Annotated in this window: 24 protein-coding genes; 16 read left to right on the top strand and 8 right to left on the bottom strand. The window is 65.4% G+C overall.

What is annotated here, in order from left to right:
* The first annotated feature begins 28 nt into the window (after positions 1 to 28).
* From L0965_RS16225 to L0965_RS16285, 13 genes are all read left to right on the top strand, one after another.
* Positions 29 to 376 (top strand): hypothetical protein, encoded by a 348-nt coding sequence (locus L0965_RS16225; protein WP_234058060.1) that lies wholly within the window; start codon positions 29 to 31, stop codon positions 374 to 376.
* Positions 358 to 813 carry a hypothetical protein gene (locus L0965_RS16230; RefSeq protein WP_234058061.1) on the top strand — a complete coding sequence of 152 codons (456 nt, stop codon included), beginning with the start codon at positions 358 to 360 and terminating at the stop codon, positions 811 to 813. Before L0965_RS16225 ends, L0965_RS16230 begins: the two co-directional genes overlap by 19 nt.
* Before the next feature lie 4 nt (positions 814 to 817).
* Positions 818 to 1,186 carry a DUF3060 domain-containing protein gene (locus L0965_RS16235; RefSeq protein WP_234058062.1) on the top strand — a complete coding sequence of 123 codons (369 nt, stop codon included), beginning with the start codon at positions 818 to 820 and terminating at the stop codon, positions 1,184 to 1,186.
* 9 nt (positions 1,187 to 1,195) lie between these two features.
* Positions 1,196 to 1,858: a hypothetical protein gene (locus L0965_RS16240; RefSeq protein WP_234058063.1), complete on the top strand. Its 663-nt coding sequence runs from the start codon at positions 1,196 to 1,198 to the stop codon at positions 1,856 to 1,858.
* The gene (locus L0965_RS16245; RefSeq protein ID WP_234058064.1) at positions 1,852 to 2,892 is read left to right on the top strand and encodes a hypothetical protein; all 1,041 of its coding nucleotides are present in this window, start codon (positions 1,852 to 1,854) and stop codon (positions 2,890 to 2,892) included. Before L0965_RS16240 ends, L0965_RS16245 begins: the two co-directional genes overlap by 7 nt.
* A gap of 28 nt (positions 2,893 to 2,920) precedes the next feature.
* Positions 2,921 to 5,980 (top strand): LysM peptidoglycan-binding domain-containing protein, encoded by a 3,060-nt coding sequence (locus L0965_RS16250; protein WP_234058065.1) that lies wholly within the window; start codon positions 2,921 to 2,923, stop codon positions 5,978 to 5,980.
* Positions 5,977 to 6,543 carry a prepilin peptidase gene (locus L0965_RS16255; protein WP_234058066.1) on the top strand — a complete coding sequence of 189 codons (567 nt, stop codon included), beginning with the start codon at positions 5,977 to 5,979 and terminating at the stop codon, positions 6,541 to 6,543. The genes L0965_RS16250 and L0965_RS16255 overlap by 4 nt, the downstream gene beginning before the upstream one ends.
* 109 nt (positions 6,544 to 6,652) lie before the next feature.
* Positions 6,653 to 6,943 (top strand): hypothetical protein, encoded by a 291-nt coding sequence (locus L0965_RS16260; RefSeq protein WP_234058067.1) that lies wholly within the window; start codon positions 6,653 to 6,655, stop codon positions 6,941 to 6,943.
* Positions 6,927 to 8,039: a zeta toxin family protein gene (locus tag L0965_RS16265; protein ID WP_234058068.1), complete on the top strand. Its 1,113-nt coding sequence runs from the start codon at positions 6,927 to 6,929 to the stop codon at positions 8,037 to 8,039. The genes L0965_RS16260 and L0965_RS16265 overlap by 17 nt, the downstream gene beginning before the upstream one ends.
* Before the next feature lie 143 nt (positions 8,040 to 8,182).
* The gene (locus L0965_RS16270) at positions 8,183 to 9,121 is read left to right on the top strand and encodes a helix-turn-helix domain-containing protein (protein WP_234058069.1); all 939 of its coding nucleotides are present in this window, start codon (positions 8,183 to 8,185) and stop codon (positions 9,119 to 9,121) included.
* Complete coding sequence (locus L0965_RS16275) at positions 9,121 to 9,402, top strand: hypothetical protein (protein WP_234058070.1); 282 nt, start codon at positions 9,121 to 9,123, stop codon at positions 9,400 to 9,402. The genes L0965_RS16270 and L0965_RS16275 overlap by 1 nt, the downstream gene beginning before the upstream one ends.
* Complete coding sequence (locus L0965_RS16280) at positions 9,399 to 9,587, top strand: hypothetical protein (protein WP_234058071.1); 189 nt, start codon at positions 9,399 to 9,401, stop codon at positions 9,585 to 9,587. Before L0965_RS16275 ends, L0965_RS16280 begins: the two co-directional genes overlap by 4 nt.
* A gap of 5 nt (positions 9,588 to 9,592) precedes the next feature.
* Positions 9,593 to 9,871, top strand: a complete 279-nt coding sequence (locus L0965_RS16285; protein ID WP_234058072.1) for a hypothetical protein — start codon at positions 9,593 to 9,595, stop codon at positions 9,869 to 9,871.
* Positions 9,872 to 10,083: 212 nt separating this feature from the next.
* On the opposite strand, the gene L0965_RS16290 is transcribed toward L0965_RS16285, so the two are convergent.
* The 3 genes from L0965_RS16290 to L0965_RS16300 form a co-directional block, all read right to left on the bottom strand.
* On the bottom strand, positions 10,084 to 10,770 hold the full coding sequence (locus L0965_RS16290) for a hypothetical protein (RefSeq protein ID WP_234058073.1): 687 nt from the start codon (positions 10,768 to 10,770) through the stop codon (positions 10,084 to 10,086).
* 5 nt (positions 10,771 to 10,775) lie between these two features.
* Positions 10,776 to 11,825: a hypothetical protein gene (locus tag L0965_RS16295; protein ID WP_234058074.1), complete on the bottom strand. Its 1,050-nt coding sequence runs from the start codon at positions 11,823 to 11,825 to the stop codon at positions 10,776 to 10,778.
* 320 nt (positions 11,826 to 12,145) lie between these two features.
* Positions 12,146 to 12,496, bottom strand: coding sequence for a PadR family transcriptional regulator (locus tag L0965_RS16300; RefSeq protein WP_234058075.1), 351 nt, complete (start codon positions 12,494 to 12,496; stop codon positions 12,146 to 12,148).
* A 144-nt stretch (positions 12,497 to 12,640) separates the two neighbouring features.
* Between L0965_RS16300 and L0965_RS16305 the strand changes: the two genes are divergently transcribed.
* Positions 12,641 to 13,555, top strand: coding sequence for a hypothetical protein (locus tag L0965_RS16305; protein ID WP_234058076.1), 915 nt, complete (start codon positions 12,641 to 12,643; stop codon positions 13,553 to 13,555).
* A gap of 241 nt (positions 13,556 to 13,796) precedes the next feature.
* Complete coding sequence (locus L0965_RS16310) at positions 13,797 to 13,994, top strand: hypothetical protein (RefSeq protein ID WP_234058077.1); 198 nt, start codon at positions 13,797 to 13,799, stop codon at positions 13,992 to 13,994.
* A 149-nt stretch (positions 13,995 to 14,143) separates the two neighbouring features.
* On the opposite strand, the gene L0965_RS16315 is transcribed toward L0965_RS16310, so the two are convergent.
* The 3 genes from L0965_RS16315 to L0965_RS16325 are packed head-to-tail and all read right to left on the bottom strand — an operon-like array spanning position 14,144 to position 15,116.
* Positions 14,144 to 14,380, bottom strand: coding sequence for a hypothetical protein (locus L0965_RS16315; protein ID WP_234058078.1), 237 nt, complete (start codon positions 14,378 to 14,380; stop codon positions 14,144 to 14,146).
* Between the two features lie 11 nt (positions 14,381 to 14,391).
* Positions 14,392 to 14,613: a hypothetical protein gene (locus L0965_RS16320; protein WP_234058079.1), complete on the bottom strand. Its 222-nt coding sequence runs from the start codon at positions 14,611 to 14,613 to the stop codon at positions 14,392 to 14,394.
* Positions 14,610 to 15,116 carry a hypothetical protein gene (locus L0965_RS16325; protein WP_234058080.1) on the bottom strand — a complete coding sequence of 169 codons (507 nt, stop codon included), beginning with the start codon at positions 15,114 to 15,116 and terminating at the stop codon, positions 14,610 to 14,612. The genes L0965_RS16320 and L0965_RS16325 overlap by 4 nt, the downstream gene beginning before the upstream one ends.
* A gap of 114 nt (positions 15,117 to 15,230) precedes the next feature.
* Here L0965_RS16325 and L0965_RS16330 point away from each other — a divergent pair, with 114 nt between their 5' ends.
* The gene (locus tag L0965_RS16330; protein WP_234058081.1) at positions 15,231 to 16,256 is read left to right on the top strand and encodes a YhcG family protein; all 1,026 of its coding nucleotides are present in this window, start codon (positions 15,231 to 15,233) and stop codon (positions 16,254 to 16,256) included.
* A 16-nt stretch (positions 16,257 to 16,272) separates the two neighbouring features.
* Here the strand turns inward: L0965_RS16330 and L0965_RS16335 are convergent, their stop codons facing one another.
* Together L0965_RS16335 and L0965_RS16340 are read right to left on the bottom strand one after the other, a co-directional pair.
* Positions 16,273 to 19,476 (bottom strand): Eco57I restriction-modification methylase domain-containing protein, encoded by a 3,204-nt coding sequence (locus L0965_RS16335; RefSeq protein WP_234058082.1) that lies wholly within the window; start codon positions 19,474 to 19,476, stop codon positions 16,273 to 16,275.
* Entirely contained in the window at positions 19,473 to 22,760 is a 3,288-nt protein-coding gene (locus tag L0965_RS16340) for a helicase-related protein (RefSeq protein WP_234058083.1), read from the bottom strand. Before L0965_RS16340 ends, L0965_RS16335 begins: the two co-directional genes overlap by 4 nt.
* Positions 22,761 to 22,884: the final 124 nt, after the last annotated feature.

Consider the following 22,884-nt stretch of genomic DNA (forward strand, 5'->3'; position numbering starts at 1 on the left):
CAGCAGGACGCTGGCCAAAGAAGACGGGATGGCATCCACGCCCATCCTCGCCTTCTTCAGCGTCCTGCTGGTGCTGCTGGGCCTACAACTGGGCACCTGGTATCTCGGCAACGACGCGGCCAACGTCGCCACGCAAGCGGCCTACACCGTCGCCCGCGCCTATGAATCCGACTCCGCCGCTGGCATCGCCAGTGCCAACCAGCTCCTCGACGGAACCGGCTTCCTCACCGGAACGAACGTCACCATCAACCGCACCGTCGACACAGTGACAGTCACCGTCACCGGCCAGCCCGTCTCCCTCATCCCCGGGCTCACCCTCCCGGCCATCGAGCGCACCCTCACCGGACCGATCGAACGATGGGTGCCGGCACCATGAAGACGATCCGCCACATCATCCACGATGAGTCCGGAGATCTCGACGACCTCCCCGGGTGGACCATTCTCGCCCTCGCCGCAGTGACGCTCTTCGGACTGATCATCTGCGTTGGCCGCGGCGGTGCCGCAGCCAACACCATCCAAGCCGCTGCATACGCAGCCGCCCGAGACGCCTCGATCTCCCGAACCGTCGAAGAAGCGGTGCCCCACGCGCAAGCCGCCGCCGCCACAGCGCTCGGCGGCAACGTCACTTGCATCGACCTGGACGTCGAGATCGGCGGCAACGGCCTCAGCACAGGCATCGGCCAAACCGGCACCGTCACCGCCACCGTGACCTGCACGATTGCAACCTCCGACATCTCCTTCCCAGGAGTACCCGGCTCGGTCACAATCACCAAAACCGCCAGCAGCCCCGTCGACCCCTACCGAGAGAGGTGACCCAATGAAGTACGTTCCCATGTGGCTCGGCTTCTTCGTCGCCCTCATCTTCATCGCCGGAATCGTCGTCGACGGACAGGGCAAGACACAGACCTTCCAGCAAGCCCTCACCGTCGCCCAATCAGCAGCTCGAGCAGGAACCAACGCAGCGACCGGCACCTCCGTCAACGGCGACGCCTTCGACCTTTCCATCCCCGCGGCCGTCGCGGCCGCAGAGAACTACATCACCGCAGCCGGCGCCACCGGCACCGTCACCGTCAACGGCAACGAGGTCTTCGTCACCGTCGACATGGCATACGCCCCACGTATCCTCTGGATGATCGGACCCCTACCCGTCCAGGCCACCGGATCCGCTGCACTCATCGACGACTAGGAACCACGCATGAAGACCTCCAAGACGACCGCCACGATCACCCTCCTGGTCGCGGCCGCCATCGCGATGGCGGCCTGCACCCCGACCGCGCCCACCGACCCCACGGGCAGCGCCACAGTCTCACCGACCACCTCGGAGTCCCCGAGCCCAACCGCAACTGCAGGTGCGGCTCCCGTCCAGGATCCGGTCCCAGCACCGACGACTCAGCAAGAAGCGATCACCTCGGCGACGAAGGCAATCGAGAACTACCTAGTGGCGTCGTTCGCTGTTGATGAGAATCCCGACTTGGGCGTGGAGTATCTAGGGGGATTCCTCGTTCAGGGCGGTGCGGAGCAGAAGGTCATCAGTGACACGGTGGCTTACAACCTCGAGAACGGCTGGCACAAGACCGGAAGCCCCACCACCTGGACGACCAACGACGCCATGTCCTATGCCTCGCAGACGACCAACGCAGCGACGGGGGAAAAGTTCGAGTTTGGAGCCGCAATCATCTACGGCTGCGGAGACAACTCGGGCTGGAACATGGAGGTCCCTGCGGGCCAGACCCCTCCTGCGATCCAGAAGGGTTCGTTCCCGCGCCAATGGACGATGGTCTACGAGCAGAACGAGCACATCTGGCTGGTCCAGGAGTCGGCGTCACTGACGGGGAAGGATGGTGCACCGACATGTTGATCGGGCGGCAACAGCTCAGATACGTCGCATCGGCCGTCGCGATCGCGCTTCTGGTCTGCGTAGCTCTGCTGATCCATCCCTTGCCGGCCTCGGCGGACTCTTGCTGGATCGACGAAGAGGGCCACCAGCAGTGCGACATCGAGATCGAGCAACCGGGAAACCCGGGCTCTGGCGATGGATCGACCGGCCCAGTTGGCTTCACGCCTGGACCGTCAACATGTGTGTGGAACGGCGGGACTTTCGGCGGCGACCGGTTCGGAAATGGGGGGACCGTCTACGAGGCGCAGGAGGTCCCGTGCTCGACCGGCTCCAACTGGTGGTCCAACTCGCAACAGTGTTACTGGACCCTCGACGATCCGCAGCGGCCGGCGCCGAACGGCAAGAGCCCGAACGTGGGCGCGTACTACTACTGCGCTCCCTATGTCCCTCCAGGCGAGACGTCCAACGTCTTTCTCGTTTCTGCCTGGCAGGACGCTCCACCTCCCGGAATCAGCAGGTACACGCCGGCCCAGGCAGCGGGAATGCTGGTGCGTACCTTCACGCTGCAGCCGATTACGATCGGCATGGCGCCTGAGAGCAAGGTCCACTCCGACGATCCGATAGGCGCCGCGGCGTATCGGCGCACGTGGGTCGGGATCCCCGTGTGGCTGTGGGTTGATGGCACTTCGGAGAGCAGCTGGGGGCCCCTGTCTCGCACCGCGACGTACGGGGGAGTGACCGTCACTGCGACAGCGGGTGTTCGCTCGCTGACGTGGTCTTCCGGTGACGGCCAGACCATCAACTGCGGTGTGGGTACGCCATTCAACGCTGCAGCCATGGCCGATCAGCTGGCTGTCGATTCACCGACCTGCGGATTCCGTTACCAGCGGACGTCCGGCTCTGGCACGTTCACCGTGTCCGCGTCGACCTCGTGGGTCGTCGAATGGACCGGCGGAGGGGAGAGCGGGAACATCGCGATGCCCATGACCACCTCGACAGCCCAGGTGCGTGTGGGCGAGCTCCAGTCTGTCAACACCGCCAACTACGGTGACTGAACAGTCTGGCTGACGGAAAGGCGACGACGTGGCGAAACTGTTGCGAGGCCTGGGTGCCCTGATCGTGATCGGCGCGATCCTCGTCGGCGTGCCGGTCCTCCTCGTCCTCATCGCGGGGAATCCGCTTCCTACCTCGGCGCAGTGGCAGGCGATCTTCTCCCTCACGCCCGACTACGGATACGTGATCCTGACGACGAAGGTGCTGCCGCTTTTGTGCTGGCTCGCGTGGCTGGCTTTCGCGGGCCCGCTGCTCTTGGAGATCGGCGCAGGGCTGTCGGGGCGTCAGACCCGGAAGAGAGTTGGTGCGTTCCGAGGGCAACAGCGCATGGCTGCATCCCTCGTCGCAGCGGTCGCGGTGATGCTCACCGGATTCGGTGCGCTGGGCGGTGCGGCTACGCCCGCGGTCGCCGCCGAGCCGACCCACGCGACGGCCACGACCTGGTCGCAGGCCGAACCTGTACCCCTCGAGCAGGCCGCGGAGGTATCGGCGCCTGTCGCGCCCGCGGTCACGGCGACGCAGGACGCCGTGCCCATCATCAAAAACGTCACTGTCGACCACAACGTCGTTCGCGGAGACACCCTCTGGGATCTGGCGGAGAAGTACTACGGGGATGGGCAGCGTTACCCGGAGATCTTCGAAGCGAATCGCGGGGTCACGCAGGCGGACGGGCGCGCGCTGAGTGACCCGGACCTGATCATCACCGGGTGGACACTGGCTGTCCCGAATGTCCAGGTGGAGGAAGCCCCGCCGTCGCCGGCACCCGATCCGCCGGCTCCGGCAGCTCCGGGCGACTCTGTCACTGGATCTACCGGGGCCGGGGATGTCGGCGTCGATGGGTCAGGCGGCGCCGGATCCGGCGGTGCAGGAGGATCGGGTGGGGCTGTTGGCGGCGCGACAGGAGATCAAGGCCTCCAGCAGGAGACAGACTCGGCCGATCTGCCCGCCGCGCAGGACGAGTCGACTACCAGCGATGCCCTGCAGGATGACGCCTCCGATGCAGATTACTCGGTGCCTCTCGCGACGGTCGGGGGAGCAGTGGGGCTGCTCGTCGCGGGTCTACTCGCCGCGCTTGGGGCGAGGCGACTACGGCAGCGACGGAAGCGTCTCGCGGGCGAACGAATCGCGATGCCCAGCCAGGCTGCGGCTGACCTGGAACTCGAGCTGCGTCTGGTCGAGAACCCCATCGGCGTCGAAGACATCGACAATGCGCTGCGAGGACTGCAGGCCTGGGCTGAGGACACGGGCGCAGCGCTCCCCGAACTTCTCGCCGTTCGCCTGGCCGACGATGAGATCGCCATCTACCTGACCGAGCCCGCAGACTTGCCGGAGCCTTTCGAGGCGGCCCACCCCGACCGCACGGCTTGGGTCGTACGACCTGGTCGGGCGCAGCCGCCGATGCGACCGACCGTGTCGCCATACCCCGCGCTCACCACGATCGGCACGGATGATGCCGGCGGCGTTCTCCTCCTCGACCTCGAGCAGATCGGTTCGCTGAACGTCGTCGGCGACGAAGAGACCGCTCGAGGTGTTCTCACCGCCATCGCCGTCGAGCTGGCCGTGAACCCCTGGTCTGATCAGATCCAGGTGACCCTCGTCGGGATGCCTCACGGACTCGCCCGCGATCTCGGACGGTTCCGGGTGCAGCACGTCGACGATGTTCCGGCTCTGATCCGCAACCTTCGGGCCGACATGGAGGACCGTCGCACTGCTCTGAACTCGTACGACGTCGACGACGTCCACCAGGCGCGGGTCAAGGCCACAGACCTGGAGTCGTGGGCGCCGCACATCGTCATCCTCGGCAAGGAGCCGCCTGAGGCGCAACGGAGTGAGCTCGCCGAGCTCGTCGCGCATATGCCACGGCTGGGCATCGCCACGGTCGCAAGCGGCGACTCGATCGAGGCGGGTTCCACGGTCGTCATCACCGACCGCACCACCGCCGAATACCGCTCTGGCGGAAAACTCCCACCGCTCCCATTCCATCCCCAGCTGCTCGCTGGCGATGAGCTCGAGCTGATCCAGAACCTCTTCGACACCACAGCTCAGGAACCGCACGCCGCCGATCTGGCAGCGGAGAACGTCGTCGACGAGCGGGCTCTCCTCGACGACGACGCCGAGATCGCACCTGAGCTCCCGGTCGACGAAGCGGAGGCCGAAGCCGCGGAGGCGCCCGACGTCGAGCTGCCGGCAGCTGAGGAAGCCCTCACAGCGCTCGTCGAGGACGAGGGGGCGAGCACATCTCAGCCCGCCGCCTCGGTAGAGATCTCCGACGTGGACATCGAACCGGCGACCGCAGCCGCCGAGACAGAGGTCGCGCCTTCCCTCGTGGTCAGCGCGCCCGACTGGCCTGCGCCTTACGTGCGCATGCTCGGACCCGTTGACGTCCTGAATGTTCCGGAGAAGCTGCCCGGCCGCGGTGCGGAGATGATGGCCTACCTGCTTCTGCACGGCGGGCAGGTGCCCGGGGCGCAGCTGCACAAGGCGTTCTGGCCAGACAAGGTCGATCCGGATGCCAACAACGCTCGCCAGCTCGCGAAGCACCTTCGGAACGTCATGGGCGCAGACCCCGGCGGCCACAAGCTCCTCCCCGAGGGGCGCAAGGAAGTTGGCTTCCTTATCCACCCCGCGATTCGAAGCGATTGGGACGACTTCCGCTCCCTGATCGGCCCTGATCTGAAGACCACTCCCAACGAGGACCTGATCGCGGCGATCCGGCTTGTCCGCGGCCAGCCCTTGACCCCGCCCACGAATCGACGGGGATGGTGGGTCTGGCGTGCACCGGCCGAGGAGGCGATGATCGCTGCGATCCTGGATGCCGCCGACGAGCTCGCGCACCGTGCGCTCCGGCGAGGTGAGTTCGACCAGGCTCGCTTCGCCGCGCGCATCGCCCAGTCGGCCGACCCACTCAACGAGGCCGGTTGGCGCCTCGAACTGGAGGCTGCCATGCGCGCCGGCAGCGCCGCCGAGTTCTCCCGCGTCATCGACGAGCTCTACGCCCGTCCCGGGGGAGGAGACCCCGACTATGAGCTCGATGAGGCCACCCAGCAGCTGATCGACTCTGCGCCGGCCAAGCTCGTCGAATCCCGATGACCGTGACCGAAGAGGCCACGGTCGCACACTCGCGCAGCCCGTTCCGCGAGTATGTCGGAGCCACCATCGGTGGCACGCTTCTCGCTGTTCTCGCCCTCGCCAGCGTCCCGGGATACCCGTGGATCGCCCTGGCCGGCTTCACCGCTGCCGGCGCTGCGATCGCGGTCGTCGATGTTCGTACGAGACGGTTGCCCAATCGGCACACAGGCCCGTACGCCCTTGCAGGCGCCCTGCAGGCGGCCGCAGTCAGCATCGCGACCGCGGACCTCTGGATCCTCGTCGTTGCTGTCGCCACGGCCGCCACGGTCTTCCTCGCCTATGCCTTGATGGGCATGGCGGGATGGTTTGGGTTCGGAGACGCGAAGTTCGCAGGCGCGGTCGCTCTATTCGCCAGCGTCTTCGCCGGCTGGTTCGCCATCTACCTCGTCCCACTCGCCGTATTGCTCAGCGCCGGCGAGCGGCTCGCGCGCATCGCCGCAGGACGAGGGCGCACCGCACACGCGCATGGCCCTGCGATCGCGGCCGCGGCGCTGATCGTCACCGCGGTGGGGATCCTGACCTGACTTTGTCGACCTGCCGCAATCCCTTCCACCCCTTGTAGGTGGAAGGGATTGCGATGACCCGCACAGCGAACCTTTACGAATATAACCACCCCTGGCGTATGCTGGGGGCATGGAGATGACGGTTGAGAAGGAGGTGATCAGGATGACCACCACTCCGCTCGAGCTCACGCGGCAGTACAGCGATGGCGAGATCTCGCGCGCCGACCTCGTTGCCGCGCTGCGGGCCTTCCCCTTCGTTGCACGAGAGCGCATCGCCCCACCCTTCGACGACCCCGCAGTGACCACGCGCGGTTCGTTTGAGGAGATCGGCACGGCGCTTGCCTGCGATTTCATCGACGACGACCTCTACGAGGAGATCGCCGACGCCGTGACGGAGGCCAACGGTGGACGCATCCCCTGATCGCCAGGTCGATTTCGACGCCCGGAAGAGGCTGCTCGAGCAGCTGGGAGCGCCCGGCGGCCCGCTTGCCGCAGATACCTCCAGTTCCACCGTTCACAACGCCGGCTGGTTCAGCGACGGTATCCGACCATCGCCGGAGCGCCGCGCAGCTCACCGTGAGATCCGGACTGCTTTTCGCGCTCAGCGGCCCAATGTCAAGCGCGACCGGCGCGCGATCGTCCTCGCCGGTCCTCCCGGAGCAGGGAAGTCGTCGGCGCGCGCGAAACTGATCGCCGACCTAGGTTCATCCGAACAAGACTGGCGGGATCTGAACGCCGACGACTTCAAGGATCATCTGCTCCTGCGCGCCCAGCGAGATGGAACGCTCGAGCACGAGCTCGCCCCTCCGGGGACAGAGGTGCTCTCGCCGCGGGAGCGGGCATCCCTGGTGCACGAAGAGTCCTCGCTTCTCATGAAGCAGGAGCGGGACCGCGCTGTCCTCCGTGGCGAGAACGTGATCCTCGACGGCACCCTCGCGAACGAGAGGAAGGCCTTCGAGACGCTGCGGATGTTGCAGCAGAACGGCTACGCAGTCGATCTCGTCGTCGTCGACGGGCCGAAAGCTGTGACGCAGGCGCGCGCCGAGCATCGATGGCGGACCGAGTACCTGGCAAGCCTGAAGCCTGACGCCACCGATGTGGAACGGCTCGGCGGCCGCGCCGTGCCGCCAGGGTTCAGCGACGGCCTCTACGAACAGGACGACCAATCCATCTGCGCCGGCATCGCGAAGCGGGTGGCCGACGCCAACGCCAACGTCGTCAGTTTCCAGCGGTACACCGTTCAGCGACCAGAGGCTGCCCCCGAGCTCGTCGAGAAGTACGCAGGGAAGCGCGACGACGGCCGGTGGTCACGCAAGTGGACCCTCCGTCGAACGCCGGCGGTGGCCGCGGCACCGACGCCTCACCGCGTTACGCCACCTGCTCTTTCTTCGAGTTCGGCTGACGAGCAGCCCGGATCTGCGCAAAGCGGATCAGACGAGGTCTGGGTTGCACCGCATCAGCGCAACGGCCGCGATGTCGACGGGTTCTACCGGCGCCGCCCACAGCCCCGCAGCTGAGCTCGTCGCACCCTCACGCCGGCAACTTGTCGACTTTCCTCCTGTGCACCCACCCCTTGTAGGTAGGAGGGAGCGTCCCTCCGGTTGCATCGGCATCATGTAGGGCTTACATTCATAAATGTAAGCAACTTGAGGGGTGAAGGATGGATAGGACGAAGCTCTGCCCGCCCGATCACAAGCACGGCATCACGCCGACCTGCTACCGGGTGCACAAGTGCGGCTGCGCGGAATGCCGCGCCGCGAATACGACTCGCTGCTATGAGCGGAAGAAGCTCATCGCCTACGGCAGGTACGACTGCGGCATGTCGTCGGCGGCGCCTGTCAAGGTCCACATCGGGGTCCTTCTCCGAAACGGCATGACGGTGAAGGCGATCGCCGCAGCTGCCGGCGTGAGCGCAGACACCGTCCGCGCGATCTGGTTCGGTAGCAAGAACACGGGCGGCCGCGGCCGCGGCGCATCTCCCGCGCGCATCCATCGCTCCACTGCGGAGAAGCTCCTCGCCGTCGTCCCAGACTTGGCCTCCCTTCCTCCGGCGGCGAAGGTCTCGTCGAGAGGTATGCGCCGCCGCGTCGAGGCCCTCGGGACGCTCGGGTGGGCGCAGACCCGGTTGGCGAGGATGCTCGGCATCAGCCAATCGAGGATGGCGAGGATCCTCACCAACAAGACCGATATCCCTGCCGAACTCCACAACGCCGCAGCGTCGCTGTACGAGCAGCTGTGGCGCGTCCATGCCCCTCACGACAGTCGGTACGACAGGGCGGTCTACACCGGCGCGCTCGATTACGCGCGAGCGCATCGGTGGCTGCCGCCCATGGCCTGGGACGACATCGACACCGACGACGAACCTGCCATGGTCGAAGAGGAGCCCGTCGTCGACGACGTCGCGATCGACCTCGCCCTGCGCGGTGAACGCGTACGGCTGACCCGAGAGGAGCGGCACCTCGCCATTCATCTTGCGCGCGAACGTGGGTACAGCCTCGAAGAGACGGCTCAGCTGCTCGACATCACATCGAGAACCGTGCTGCGCGTGCTCCACGTGCCCGAGCTCTCCACGACTCCTGACATGCAACTGGCCGCCTGATGAGCAAGATCCTCGACATGCTCGAGCGTGTCCAGCACGGCACGCCGGCGGGGTTCCTAGACGGGTGCAAGAGCCGCGGAGGATGTCCCAACCACGGTTCGCGCAACCTCGCGACGTGCGCGGAAGCAGCCCGGGCGCGCCAACGCCACTACGTGCTCTCCAAGCTCGACCCGAGCGTCGAAATCACCCGGCCCATGATCCGACTCGCTCGCCGCGCCGACCTCGAAGGTGTTCTCGCTATCGTCGCCGCTGCCCACCAGCTGGAAGGGCAAGCAAAGTGATCAACAGCACTCTGCGCAGAGCTCGCACCGAGTACACCGTGTACCTCACCCGGCCAACGGACGCGCTCGTTGAACCTCCGCCGCTCATGGTCGGCGCCGACCACATTGTCAGCTCCGGGATGCCCCGGCACATGCTGCCGAAGCTGCTCGGGTTCGCTGATCCCGCCAGCGGCATTATCGCGTGAGGGGCATGGAAGGACAGTTCGCCATCGGCGGACAAGTCTTCTCAGTGGTCTCCGGATCAGTCGGTGCAGGCGTGGCATCAGTCACTCTCCGCGGCGCAGACGACGAGGCAGTCGCCACCATCACCAACGGCAAATATGCAGCGTGGGTTCCTGGGCCCATGTTCGAGCGCCTCGACGCACCGAGCGGCGAAGGCGGACCGGAAGCGATCCTGTTCTACGACCTCACCCTGGACGACGGAACCGTCCTTCGTGACGCGCTTCCCGAGTATCGAGCGACTGAATGATCGGCAGCAGATCTATGCGCGCCCACTCCATAACGCCCGCGGCGCTTCTACTGCCGCCCACCATCAGCATTTCCGTGCCTATCGCCGACTCCGCCACACACTCGACAACAGACGCTGAACCTTCAACACGCTAAGGGACCGTGACGTCCTGAAATTGAGGGATATCGCAGCCCGCAATATCGCGTCGACTAGAGGGAGTCGGCTGTGTTGCGCTAGAGGCCGCGGCGTTGCGCGAACCTGAGGTCCAGGTACTGAAGATGCTCGCGCGAGATCACGACCGTCAGTGTTCCGCCGCCCGGGAGCTCTGCGCCGATGGCGTATACGAAAGGATCCGTGTCGATCTCCGCACCTGTCACCGTGGTGCCGTCGACGACAACCCCCGCTCCATGCCGGACCGCGCGCTCCGTAGTCAGCGCGGGCGACTCCCAATCGTGCAGGCTGAGTCCGAGCTGTTCTCGAAAGTGGTTCATCAGGATGTGGTTCGCGTGATGAACGAGAAGGTAGGCGAGCGTTGTGCGCTCGGACGCGTCCCGATGCCAGGTGGTCTGCACCGCCTCCCACAGGGAGGGGTACCGCATGCGCTCTACTGACTCGATCAGCCAGGCAGGGCGCGGCCACGGCGGGACCTGCTCGATTGATCGACGTGTCTGCTCGTCGAGGTCGGCGAGGTTGATCGGGTCTGATTTATCGTCCGGGTTTCGCCACAGTGTGGCCGAGACGCTCGCGGTCATCATGTTCATGCCGCGCCCATCGGTGCCGGAGCTCACGCCGATGTCGGTGTCGCCAACAGCGCGCTGCGCTGCGAATTCGTAGATAGGGATCGGCATGGCCTTGAGATGCTGTTCCCGTTCGAAGCGGGGATCGGGTGCGTCCTCGGGGAGAACTCCAGCGAACTGCATCGTTTCTATCCTTGCGTTGTGCGGAAAGCGGTGGGCATGGCGGCCTCTACGCGACGCAGTTGGGTGTCTGGTCGTTTTCGTCGCCCAACCACGAGGGCGAGGGTGATCGCGGCGAGGGGGACGGTGAAAGCGAGTATGGGGACGACGGTCATGCCGAACAGTGCCGCATAGGCGAGGCCGAGTGCTGCGCTGACGGCGACCCGGATGGCAGGGGTGCCGCGCAGCCGCGGGATGCTCCACCAGGTGACAGCTCCGCCGCCCAGCGCAGCCGATACCCCCAACCAGAGTGTCATCTGTGACCCGGCAGGCGCGGAGACGTAGGCGACCGCGACCGCGATCAGGGCGAGGGTGACCAGGCCGAGGGGTCCCCAGACTGCTGCTCGCCCGTAGCGGGTCGGGACGATCAGCGCGACGGCCGTCAGGAGGGGGATTGCTGCGGCGAGGAGGATCGTGATGCCCTGGCTCATCGCGATCGTCGTATCGACGGCACCCGCCGACCAGCCGGCGCCGGTAAGTGCGTACGCGACCCCTACCGCCCCGAAAACGCCGCTGACTGCGCTCAGCCAGAGGACCGTGCTGCGGGTGTCAGCAGGCCGGGATCTCTTCGCGGCGTTGCGTACCGGGAGTGTTCGGGCGCGTCGGCCACTGAGCGCGCGGAGCGCCGCGACGGCCAGGACGGCGGCGATGACCGTCGACACCGTGGGAGTGGTGAGGGTCAGACCCAGCGCGGGCGCTGCCACGACGCCGGTGAATGCGGCCAGAGGAAGTCGGGCGAACCATCGCCAGCGAGTTCGGTAGAGGAGCCCGTCGACGCCCAATCCGATCCCTGCCGCGCCGACGACCCACGCCGACACGAACAGCAGACCCCACCATCCGGCAAGACCGGTCAGCGGCTGGTTGGCGTCCGCGAGCCGAAACCCCCACGCCCACGACAACTGCGTCAACCCGGCTAGCAACAGGGCTAGCAAGAGGATGGGGAGGATGAGGAGGGCACGCGGTGGGATGAGCCACCGTCGCTGTCTGGCGACCGCGATCAAACCGATCGCCGTCAGCATCGGGGCGACACTCGTTGTCGCAAGCCCCACCCCCCAACCGGGCTGGGGTCCACCGTTCACGCCCACCAGAAGCCCGATCCACGACAACGCACCCAACGCGATCGCGAGCAACGACGCCCACAACGCGACCCGCGCGTCCAGGCGAAGGCCGACACCGTTCACGAACGCGGAGAACCGGTCGCCCGGTGACGGAGCCGCGCGCTGCTCATGATCCGCGTGATCACGCAGACTGTCCACGAACACGGCGCCATTCGCCCGCCGCCACCATGCCGGGTACCAGCGCAACAACCGCTCGAACGGATCCCGTCTCCGGCGGCCCATCACGCGATCAACCCGGCAGGCGCGTAAGCGAACCCGTGCACGGCAAGCTGGGTCCGGGCCGCACGCGCAGACCGCTCCATTAGATCGGCCTCCGCCGACAACCGCGCCGCGCCCTGCTCCGTGATCACGAAGTACCGTCGGGCACGGCCCGCGACGATCTCCTCACCATCGGGTGTGATGGCGCCCTCCGCTTCGAGCCGATCCAGAGCCGCATACAAGGAGGCAACCTTCAACGACACCCGCCCGCCCGACGCGTCACTGGTCTCCCGGAGAATCTCGTAGCCATGTCGCCGCCCCGACGCGAGAGCGGTCAGGATCCAGAACGATGGCTGAGACAGGAACGCGGTCATAACGTCAAGCATATTCCAGAATCGGGAGTATTGCACTCATCGCTCCCCGCCCCCATTGGCCGACCCCATTAGCGTCAACACATACCCTGCTTCTATTCAGTTGTGAGCGTGAGGTCCCGGGCAGCCGGTTCGTAGACTGGCGTTATGTACACGTACACCTCGCTCGCTGGGGCGTCACGGCGCGGGCGTGTATGGCGGTGGCTGAAGTACGGCGGCGGCATGATGCGTGGTGGGGCCGCCTACCTGGAGGTGACCACACCGCGCCCGTGGGCCGTGCCGTGGCGAGCTTGGCGTGCACTGGCCCGCCACCGGCTGATCATCCCGTCGCCGCTGCTGTATCTTGTGGCCGCTGGCATCGGCCTCGTGGTCGGTGTCGTAGTGCAGCTCACGGTCGGCGTGTGGTGGTGGCTTCCGCCCATCGTGCTGCTGGTCGTCGCGTGGCTGGTCGCGTTCACCTCGATCTGGTGGCGTCCACGAACGCGAGCCGAGAGCCTGCGCGTGGCGATCCTGTCCGCAACCGACCCGCAGCGAGGTTTCGAGGAGCGGCGCCGTGAACAGCGCGACCGGCTGCTGGCCTCGCAGCTGCCGCTGTTCGAGCTCGAGTCCTGGCCGGGCACCGTGCGACTGGCCGGTTGGGGTGGTCCCCCCGAGAGGATCACGCACATCAGCGTCGGCTTCTACGACGAGCCCGACACCCCAGCGGTCGTCTCGATCACGACCGTCGCCGATGAGGCCGGGCACGAGGACCGTGTGCAGGCGCGGCTGCTGGGCGAGCTCAGCGGCCGCGATCTGGAGAGCCGCACAGGCCCGCTCCCATCGCCCGAGGCAATCCCCGACGGCCTCGATCAAGCACGAGACGAGCTGAGGAGGCTGAGGTGGGCGCCCGCCATCATCCACATCAACGGCCGCGACCATGAAGGCGCCGCATTCCGGGCGCCGCAGGGCTCAGCCGCATACTGCGCGGTGGGCGACCTGTGGGTGACGATCGAAGGGTCCTCCGACGTCGACTACCGGCTGCGCACGCTCGCTGACCGCGACCGGCTGATACACCAGAGCTGAGAACTGACGAGTAACCATCGCTTGAATAGGTACTTGCACCATTGAAGAGACGGTCCGATGATCACCTCCGCCAGCGTGTTCGTCACGGCCGCGCATGCCAGCGAACCGTCGCTGGTGATGGTCACGAACAGTGTGGCGCAACCTCCTGAGGTGGCGTGATCGTGATCGATTTGGCCACCGCTCGCTCAACCAGAGAATGGGGCACCCCTGACGCACCAGCCCGGCGGGTTAGCGTGAGGGCATGACGATCGAGACGTACATCGCACTGCTGCACGAAGACGTCACGCCGACCAAAGAAGGTCGACCCGTCCTGTGTCCCCTTCAACCGGACGGCACAGCCAAGCCCGTGATCGATCACGACGGGGTCCTGTACCACCTGATCGGATCGAACTCTGGCGCCGACGTGTTCGATTACACGCGCGCCCCGCGCAACGCATGAAGGGCCGTCCACGAACTGCGAGCGGGGAGGCGTAACGAGCGCGGAAACTGATTCCACGCCGAATAGTGCAACCTTCGATATTGCCTCTCCGCCAGTCGCCCGACTCGTCTGAACACCGAAGCAGTGGGGGCGTCCGCGTGCGGGCGCCCTCACTGCCGTCCCTGAGCCGTCTCGGCCGCCCAGGACTGCAACAGCGCGGCCCTCAGGTGCTCATTGGTCCGGAGCATCCGTGATACCTCACCGCTGCCAGCGGAGCGTGACATCTCGCCGTCGATGGTGCGCACGTGGTCGACGGTCGCCGCCCAGCGTGTCAGCTCTCCCTCGTTGACGTCGACAGTAACGGTGACCTGCACGCCCTGCATCCAGCTGATCGTCTGCTTGGCCATCTCGACATCACCTACTCACGGCGAAAGAAATCGACGAGCGAAACCGTCAGCGCGTAGGACACGACCACCAGCAGCGCCACCAACACGATCCGATCGAGAATCGGCATCAGGAGCACACCAAGCCATCCCGCGAAGCCTGCAGCTCCCACGAAGACGAGCATGGTCAGCTGACGCCGTAAGCGACGCTGCAGCGTCGCGGGAAGAGAGTCGCCCGGCCGCGAAGCGGTGCTCATGCGTCAGCCCTCGACTGCAGCGCCGGGAACCCGTCATCCCGCGTCCACCCTGGAACGCAGGTAGCGATGCCGCGGAAGTCACCGTGACTCTCCCGCGGCCAACGCTGCAGCGGGCCCCGCCTCAAGCTCTCCCCAAGGCGAGCCACGATCTGTCTCGCCTGCGACTGCTCCCACCCTGGGTGCGCCGCGCAGTTGCGGACCAAGTAACGACGCGCCGCCTCCACCTGAACAGCCGCCGCAGGCGGCAGGGCGTACCTCAGAGCGACCTCCAGGACCGGCCGCCATCGATACGCCGCCTCCGGCGGGTTCGTCACCTCGATAAGGCTGACGGCATCGAGGTTCGCCTCGCTCAGTTCGCGGCCGACGCCATCGGCGATGTGCGTGACGCACTGCTCACCGGTCGGTAGCGGCTTCGCCGGGTCGGGGCTCAAGCCCAGGACCATCAGCGCCGAGACGAGCAGATCAATTGTGTCGCTGGGGACAACCTGTGTGCTCACGATCACTCCAACCATTCTGTATCCCTGACAGTTACTAACTATAGCTTCGAATCCGAGACGCGACAAGGTCATCCACTCCTCGCCGGACCGTCGTCGGTGTGTTCTGAGAGGATCGGGCCCATGAGCGACCTCATCCCGGACGACTACGCCGCCACGCTCGAGGAGCTGAAACGGCAGGTGCACGAGGCGCGACTGCGTGTGCAGCGGAAGGCGAACAACGAACTGCTGCAGCTGTGGTGGCAGATCGGCCGCACCATCCTCGACAGGCAAGCTGAGCAGGGATGGGGCTCGAAGGTCCTAGATCGCCTCGCAGCAGATCTGCGCGCGGAGTTCCCGTCGATGAAGGGCTTTTCCCGCCGGAACCTGCTCTACATGCGGGCCTTCGCTGAGGCCTGGCCGGACGCCGCCGAGATTGTGCAACGACCCATTGCACAATTGCCGTGGGGCCACGTGATCGAGCTCCTCGACAAGCTCGACGACCAGGAGCTGCGGAATTGGTACGCCGCGAAGGACGCACACCACCAATGGAGCCGACCGGTGCTCGCTCACCAGATCACCACCCGACTGCACGAGCGGGAGGCCTCCGCGCCGAGCAACTTCGCCGGCGCGCTCGAGCGGCTGGACTCCGACCAGGCACAGGAGCTCACGAAGGACCCCTATGCGCTCGAGTTTCTGGCCGTCGACGGCGATGCGTCCGAGCGTGAGCTCGAGCAGCGCATGGTCGACCGGATCCTTGACACCATGCGCGAGCTCGGCCCCGGGTTCGCGTTCGTCGGCCGCCAGGTGCACTTCGACATCGCGGGTGACGACTTCTACGTCGACCTGCTGTTCTTCCATGTCGAGCAGCTGCGCTACGTGGTCATCGAGCTCAAGACCACCAAGTTCGATCCGCGCGATGCCGGGCAGCTCGGCTTCTACGTCGCCGTCGTCGACGACCGGCTTCGGATTCGCGACAAGCACCAGCCGACCGTCGGGATCCTGCTCGTCGCCGGCAAGAATGACACGGTCGTCCGCTACGCACTTGCCTCAACAACCCAGCCGGTCGCAGTCAGCCGCTATGAACTCGGCGAAGAGGCACAACGGGCTCTCCCTGATGAGGAAGCGATCACACGAGCTTTTGCCGATGAGCTTGCTCGCGACCAGTAGCTGATGGTGCGTGTGATTAGGAGACCTCGAACGGTAGCGTGCGCAGGGTGGTCGCCGACATGCCCGTGCTCTTGAACATGCGGGCGTGCGCATACTGAACCTCTGGCAGCAGATCCATCCGGCCGATGGAGGTCAGAATGATCTCGTCAGCCTCGTCCGTGATGTGGCGCAGCTCAGGGACGGCGTAGCCGCCGACGTACTTGCCGGAGTTGAGATCCCATGACCGGACATCGGGCAGCGCCTTCTCGATCCGCTTCCCCAAGTCGATCAGTGCGTCGCGGGTGGTCTGGTCGCAGCTGCGCAACGAGAACGGGATCGCCGACATGGTCCCCTTGGTGACATTGAAGCAGTCGCCGGTGAAGGTCCACCACAGGAAGGCCAGCCGTGACGCGGCGACGGCGCTGACTGCCAGCTGGTCGTTGCGATGCTGGGTGAACAATTTCCCCTCGTTCAGCGGCACGGAGGCATGGGTGGACTTCTCATACGTCGCCGGCGACACCGTGTACGTGCTGAGGAAGTAGGTCGCGGTCTTCTTGAACCCGACCGAGAAGTCGCTCACGCGAACCAGGGATGCCTGCAGTGATCCCTTCGCCAGCAGCGTGTCCATGAGTTCGAACATGGCGTCGCCACTCGATCGCATCCAGTTGGGCGTCTTCGTGGTGTTCGGACGCAATGCGTAGCGGAGCGTCGCCATCAGGTGGGGTCGGAACGACTCAATCCAGCTGTGGGTGATCGTGGTGTGGATCTCTGATGCTTTCCCTTGCCCGGCGGCGGTGATGATCGTGCTGCGGACCTTGACCTGGAACAGTGCCGCAGGCCGCTCTTGGAAGGTGCTTACCCAGATCGCGCCGAATCGCTCGGTGTAGTACTTCCGTAGCGACTCGTCACGATCGCCGAACTGGCTGCGGATCGGGACGATGAGGCTCAGACGTCCATCGGGGCGGGTGATCTGCCCGGATCTCTCACAGCACGATGCGTAGATGTCGTCCACGTCGTCGGTATTGAAGCCGGTGATGCGGTAGCTGAGCTCGCGACGGTTCACGTACGGCGGGTTCCCGATAACGACGTCGAATCCGCCCTGCTCGAAGACCTCGGGGAACTCGACGAACCAGTGGAAGGGGTGGTGCGTCTCGACCCACGCCGTCAGCGGCTGGGGCACCATCGTCGCCGAGTGGTAGAGATCATCGACGTCGTGGCGGACCTCGTCGAGCAGGGCAACGAGCTCGCGGCGCAGGCTCACTGATGATTCGTTGGTCTCCTGATGCTCCCGGAACGCGGCGTAGCGCTCGGAGATCCGCGCAGCGGACTTCTTGACCTCGGTGATCCGGTCGTTGGTGAACAGGGTGCCGCTGTCCTGCTCGAGGGAGTCCACGGTGAGGGCGCCGACGAGGGTGTTCCCCGGCTTGATGTTGAAATCGAGGTCGGGGAGCGGTTCGAGATCCTTGCGATCGTCGATGGATGCCACGAGCTTCAGGAAGAGCCGGAGGCGGGCGACCTCGACCGCCTCGTGCATGATGTCGACGCCGTAGAGATTGCTGAGGGTCGCGTGCTTGAGTACGAAGTACTCGGTGTTGGCATGGTTGGAAACGGTCTCGAGCAGCGCCTCTCCTTCGGGGAATACTGTCGATCGGACGTGACGGTCCAGAGCGTCGAGCGTGGCGTCATAGAGCGGCTGCAGCACCCGCAATCCGGCGAATAGGAATGCACCCGATCCACATGTTGGGTCGATGACGCGCAGGGCTGTAAGGATCTGCCACGCGGCCAGCGCTTGCTCCGGGGCGTTCAGCTGGTCGATCGTGTCGACCGCCAGCTGCTCGAGGTCGATGTTTTCGGTGACGGCTCGGTCGACGGAGTCGATGTGTCCAGCTCTGGCTGCGCCGAGCAGCTTGGCATACTCGCTCCGCCGCCGGTCGGTTTCCCACCAGGTCTCTCCCGGGAGGCCGAGATCTTCGCTCGAGGGCCCATCCCACAGGGGCCGGCGGCGAGACGTGCGCTGCGCCTCGATCTCGGCCGGCAGGGGCTGATCGATACCCCAGGCCAAGCTGGACCAGATGTACCGTTCGGGAGCCTCCCGGAGATAGCGCCAAGGGTTGACGCCGGTGCGGGCGATCAGCCGTTCGAGGAACACGGGCACGATGGCGTTGCTGGCCATGAAGTGCGTGACGTCTTCCTTGGTGTAGTACGCGCCCTTATCGGAGCCGCGGTTGTCGAGGCTGTCCTTCTCGTTGACGAACTGCTCGAAGATGTAGCCGAGCACGTCGGGGTTGATCTCGTTCTGGGACGCGGTCGGGCGATCGTCGAGATGCCACTGGAAGCGGTCGAACAGGTCGAAGACCGAGGTGAAGATCTCGTCGGGGATCTCGATGGTGTTGTCGTGTTCGAGCTTGTGCTCGGCGAAGATTCCGCCGTTGATGTAGGGCACGTCACCGACCAAGTCGGCGACGACGTCGTTGGGATACTTGCGCGACTCCGCCTTCTGGCCCAGGCCCTCGTGGAACATCGGCAGCAGGAAGTCGCGATAGAACCCGTAGAACTGGCCCGCGCCGACCAGATCACGCAGCTGGTTGAGTCGATTCCGCAGATAGTCGGTGTCCTGGTCCATGAACGACTTCTTCTGCATGAAGTAGATGAACATCAGCCGGTTCATCATCAGCGAGGAGTACCACTCCCGCTCGCTGTCCTCGGGGATACCTTGGATGGCAACGGTGAGCGCACGTTGCCTGCGGACGAACTGGTCGTAGAACCGTTTGGTGACGATGTCGGCGTCGAAGGCTGCGCGCATCTTGCGCAGGACCTCGATGAGAGTGGGGCTCTCGTTGATCTTGATCTCGATGGTGCCGAGTCGCTGGTTGAGGGCCTCGTTGGTTGTGCCAACGGTGTGTCGATGCAGCGCCAGACGTGGCTGGCCGACACCGGCGGCATCCGCCGATTGCAGCCATCGCCACTCCTGGCGGGCGTGGTCGGCGAAGATCAGCAGTCGCGCATCGGAGACCTTGCGCACCTGCTGATCGATCAGCCGTTGTGTGCGCGCATCGGGCAGGTCATTGCAGAGCCAGACCCGCAGGCCCGAGTAGCCAGCGACCTGCTGCAACGTGTACGTCTGCTCGTCGACGGTGACGCGCAGCGGTGCGAGGTCTGGTTTATCCCAGCCAAGCTCCTCGAGAAACAGCGTCTGGAAATCGCCCGAATTGACGAGCTGCATCCGCGTTGATGCGCTCATGATGCCACCCCCATGGAGCACACGATGTGGATCGGATCGGCTGCGGCGATGTCGATCACGAGCCGCTTGTCGCGATGGAGCAGCACGAGCAGGTCTGCCAGGTCGTCAACATCGCTGCGCGCGGCCAGCGCGGTCGTGAATCGCTTCTCGGCTTCCTTGGTAAGGGGGCGCGTGAAGACGGCTTCGAGTGCGTCGGCGACGTCGCCCTTCCCGGCCACCAGGGCGCCGTTGAGACGGTTCCACACCCGTTTGCGGACGCCGCTGAGGCGGCCTTCGATGTTTCCGCTCTGGATGAGGTTTCCCTGCGCCATCTGGACAAGGAGAGGGAAGTGGTCAGCGCGGGCGGGCAGCGCCGTCGTGTCGAGCTCGCAGCGGAATCGGCTGAGGGCCTCCTGTCCGGTGAGCAGGCGGACACCCTCGACGGACCCGAAGCCAAACCCGTCGTTGTCGTTTTCGGTGCGGACGTAGCAGACCACGCCGTCGACATCCCGGTCGGACAGCGACGGCCTGGTCGCGTAGACGAGATCGGGCAGTGATTTGACGCGGTCGGCGAGCTCGGGGTGCTCCTGCTCGGCGGAGCTCCACACCTCGTAGGCGAGGCTGGATGCGTCGACCTCGTTGTCGATCTCGTTGTCGTCGAGCTTGCCCTTATAGAGATCCTCGATGATCTTGACTTCATCCTCGGAGCCGAAGAACTGTTCGTCGGATCCGAATACTTCGGCGTTGGCGTGGAGTCGGTCTGCGATGCGCTGGCGGAGGTTCAGTACCTGCTCCACACCGTCGTGCCACAGCGAGTAGATGATCACCTCGTCGGACTTCTGGCCGACGCGGTCGACGCGGCCGGCTCGCTGGATCAGACGGATGATCGCCCACGGCAGGTCGTAGTTGACGACTATGTGCGCGTCCTGGAGGTTCTGTCCTTCGGAGAGCACGTCGGTCGCGACGAGCACCCTGTACTCGGCTGCCGGGTCGATGATCTTGGTGAGCTCGATGTCGGTGAGCGTCGCGGAGCCGAGCATATTGGACAGGGGCGCGAATCGGCGGGCAACGTCGGTCGGGTTGTTGGTGTCGCCGCTGGCGATCCCCACCCGGTCGATGCCCGCGGCCTTGAGCGCGCCGGCGATGTAGTTCGCGGTGTCTTTGTACTCGGTGAAGATCAGCACCTTCTCGTCGGGGTGCGTCTCGGTCAGCAGCTTGAGGATCTCGGCCAGCTTGGAATCCGCACCCGTCGTCCAAGCGCCGAACTCATTCAGCAGACCGGTGAGCGTCGCCGTGTCGGCCTTGAGGTCGTCGAGCAGTTCCGGGGTGAAGACGGACGGGCGGATCCACCGCACCGACTTTGGCGTCGATGCGCGCAGCGCCTCATATTCGCCCTGGCCGTCGCCGGAGGTTGGAGGTTCGACGCCCTCGTAATCCTCTTCGGCGTCGTCGTCGCTCTCGGACGAGGTGAGCATGACATCCAGCAGTGTGCCCAGCGGGAGGTCGAGGTCGTTCTCGACGGCGTAGATGTACAGCTGGTTGCGGGCGATGTGGCGCTGCAGCGACAGCATGAACGAGTACCCGCAGCTGGACAGCCGCTTGTAGAGCCCGCTGCGCACGAACCCGATTAGGTGCCCGCTGCCTCGCTCGAAGCGCTCGACGATCACCTTCTCCTCGGGTGTGAGCTCGAGTGCCTTCCGGAGATATGCGGAAAGGTTGTAGCGCGGCAGGTTCAGATTGTCGATTGCGTCGAGGGTGTCGACGGACTCCATCTTGGCGGCGGGGTCGTCCTCACCGAACGAGTGCACGAGCGGTTTGGGTACTCGGGCCGGGAAGGTGAACCTCGTGCCGTTCGCGAAGGTGAGGTAATCCTTGCCCTGCTCGTCGACGAGTGCGTAGTTCTTGCGGACGAACGAGCGGGTGCGGCGGATGAGGTGCTCGCTCATCAGTCGCTTCCAGTCATCGGGCTCTTCGCTGCGCTTGAACGCCTCGAGCGTGCTCGTCTTGCCGTCGAGCCTCTCGGCGAAGCGATCATCCAGCGACATCGCGACCACGGGCTGCAGTCCGAGATCGTCGTCGGGATCGATGTACAGCCCCAGCTGGTTCCCGACGTCCTTGAAGCGGATGTTGTATGGCGTCGCGGTGAGCAGCAGCACCCGGCAGTCGTAGTTGCGGATGTAGTCGTACAGCGCCCGATAGTCCTGGCGGGTGTCGTTGCGCATCGTGTGCGATTCATCGACGATCACGAACTGGTAGCGACCCAGGTTGGGCAGGCGCTTGGCCGCCATGCTGTACGGAACGACGGTGGCATTCAGCGCGTAGCGATCTTTGTACTCTTCCCACATCTTCACGAGGTTGACGGGGCACACGATGAGCGTGCGGTAGCCCTCGGCCTCATTGAGCATCATCGCGGTAGCCGTGGCGGTGATCGTCTTGCCGAGACCGACGACGTCGCCGAGCATGGCGCCACCCTTCGTCATGATGCGCCGAGACAGCGTCTTCACGGCGCTCTCCTGATACTCGAGCAACTGGTCGCGCATCGACGGCGGCAGCGTGTATTCGATGAGACCCTCGCGCACATCGCGGGAGAGGTGCCAGCAGACCTTGAGGTAGACCTCGTAGGGGGTTAGCGGCGTCTCGCTTGCCCAGGACTCGTCGATGATCTCGATGAGGTCGGCAGTGACGTCGATGGAGAACTTGTCGTCCCACCGATCCTCGAACCAGTCGTCGAGTTTCGCGGCTCCGTCCGAGTCGACCACATCGACGTTGAGCTCGTAGTTGTTCGCGAGGCCGGCGATCGTGAGATTGGATGAGCCGACGTAGGCGACGATCGGGGTGATCTTGTCGTCCCTGTGGCAGATGTACGTCTTGCCGTGGAGAGGGCGGCGCGTGAATAGCTTGATCGCTACCCGACCGTCCGCCAGCTGCGCGCGAAGTTCCCGAATGGTGGCCTCGTCCTGCGCGGTGGGGGCTCCGCGCATCAGCTGCTGCCGGAACTTGAGCTTGGCCTGCTGCTGGCGTGCCTGCGCGGTCCTCCGATCGATCACGTCTTCGAGTGGGCCACCCTCGAGGGTGCGCTGCAGGTGGTCGAGCACCTGTTCCTCCGGTTCGCCATGAACCATGCCGACCAGAACTCGAGCGATCGGCGCGCCGCCGGCGGAACGTCCGTGGATGACGTCACCGAACAGCTTCCAGCCGCGGATGTTGAAGTACCCGACAGCGGCGTCGATGCGGTTGGACTCGGACAGCGTTTCGACGAGGTGGCCACCGAGGTTCAACTCGATGTTGTCGAAGATTCGGGTCATTTTGCTCCTAGCTCATTGAAGGGAGCCAGAACGCGAGATCCTCATCCTCCTCATCGTCCTCAGGCTATAGGCCCGCAGTCGACTGCCTGGAAGCGGTGGCGGCGTCGCGCAGGATCGGTCCTGA

Source organism: Microbacterium sp. NFH-22A-Y, assembly GCF_021401375.1.
In the GTDB taxonomy this organism is placed as follows: Bacteria; Actinomycetota; Actinomycetes; order Actinomycetales; family Microbacteriaceae; genus Microbacterium; species Microbacterium hominis.

Excerpts from the sequence above, each read along its gene's own strand:
- L0965_RS16300 (WP_234058075.1), bottom strand. The coding sequence starts at position 12,496 with ATGACCGCGTTCCTGTCTCAGCCATCGTTCTGGATCCTGACCGCTCTC.
- L0965_RS16330 (WP_234058081.1), top strand. The coding sequence starts at position 15,231 with ATGAGCGACCTCATCCCGGACGACTACGCCGCCACGCTCGAGGAGCTG.
- L0965_RS16225 (WP_234058060.1), top strand. The coding sequence starts at position 29 with ATGGCATCCACGCCCATCCTCGCCTTCTTCAGCGTCCTGCTGGTGCTG.
- L0965_RS16285 (WP_234058072.1), top strand. The coding sequence starts at position 9,593 with ATGGAAGGACAGTTCGCCATCGGCGGACAAGTCTTCTCAGTGGTCTCC.
- L0965_RS16255 (WP_234058066.1), top strand. The coding sequence starts at position 5,977 with ATGACCGTGACCGAAGAGGCCACGGTCGCACACTCGCGCAGCCCGTTC.
- L0965_RS16290 (WP_234058073.1), bottom strand. The coding sequence starts at position 10,770 with ATGCAGTTCGCTGGAGTTCTCCCCGAGGACGCACCCGATCCCCGCTTC.
- L0965_RS16320 (WP_234058079.1), bottom strand. The coding sequence starts at position 14,613 with ATGAGCACCGCTTCGCGGCCGGGCGACTCTCTTCCCGCGACGCTGCAG.
- L0965_RS16240 (WP_234058063.1), top strand. The coding sequence starts at position 1,196 with ATGAAGACCTCCAAGACGACCGCCACGATCACCCTCCTGGTCGCGGCC.
- L0965_RS16315 (WP_234058078.1), bottom strand. The coding sequence starts at position 14,380 with ATGGCCAAGCAGACGATCAGCTGGATGCAGGGCGTGCAGGTCACCGTT.
- L0965_RS16230 (WP_234058061.1), top strand. The coding sequence starts at position 358 with ATGGGTGCCGGCACCATGAAGACGATCCGCCACATCATCCACGATGAG.
- L0965_RS16305 (WP_234058076.1), top strand. The coding sequence starts at position 12,641 with ATGTACACGTACACCTCGCTCGCTGGGGCGTCACGGCGCGGGCGTGTA.
- L0965_RS16335 (WP_234058082.1), bottom strand. The coding sequence starts at position 19,476 with ATGAGCGCATCAACGCGGATGCAGCTCGTCAATTCGGGCGATTTCCAG.
- L0965_RS16310 (WP_234058077.1), top strand. The coding sequence starts at position 13,797 with ATGACGATCGAGACGTACATCGCACTGCTGCACGAAGACGTCACGCCG.
- L0965_RS16270 (WP_234058069.1), top strand. The coding sequence starts at position 8,183 with ATGGATAGGACGAAGCTCTGCCCGCCCGATCACAAGCACGGCATCACG.
- L0965_RS16295 (WP_234058074.1), bottom strand. The coding sequence starts at position 11,825 with ATGCTGACGGCGATCGGTTTGATCGCGGTCGCCAGACAGCGACGGTGG.
- L0965_RS16340 (WP_234058083.1), bottom strand. The coding sequence starts at position 22,760 with ATGACCCGAATCTTCGACAACATCGAGTTGAACCTCGGTGGCCACCTC.
- L0965_RS16235 (WP_234058062.1), top strand. The coding sequence starts at position 818 with ATGAAGTACGTTCCCATGTGGCTCGGCTTCTTCGTCGCCCTCATCTTC.
- L0965_RS16275 (WP_234058070.1), top strand. The coding sequence starts at position 9,121 with ATGAGCAAGATCCTCGACATGCTCGAGCGTGTCCAGCACGGCACGCCG.
- L0965_RS16260 (WP_234058067.1), top strand. The coding sequence starts at position 6,653 with ATGGAGATGACGGTTGAGAAGGAGGTGATCAGGATGACCACCACTCCG.
- L0965_RS16245 (WP_234058064.1), top strand. The coding sequence starts at position 1,852 with ATGTTGATCGGGCGGCAACAGCTCAGATACGTCGCATCGGCCGTCGCG.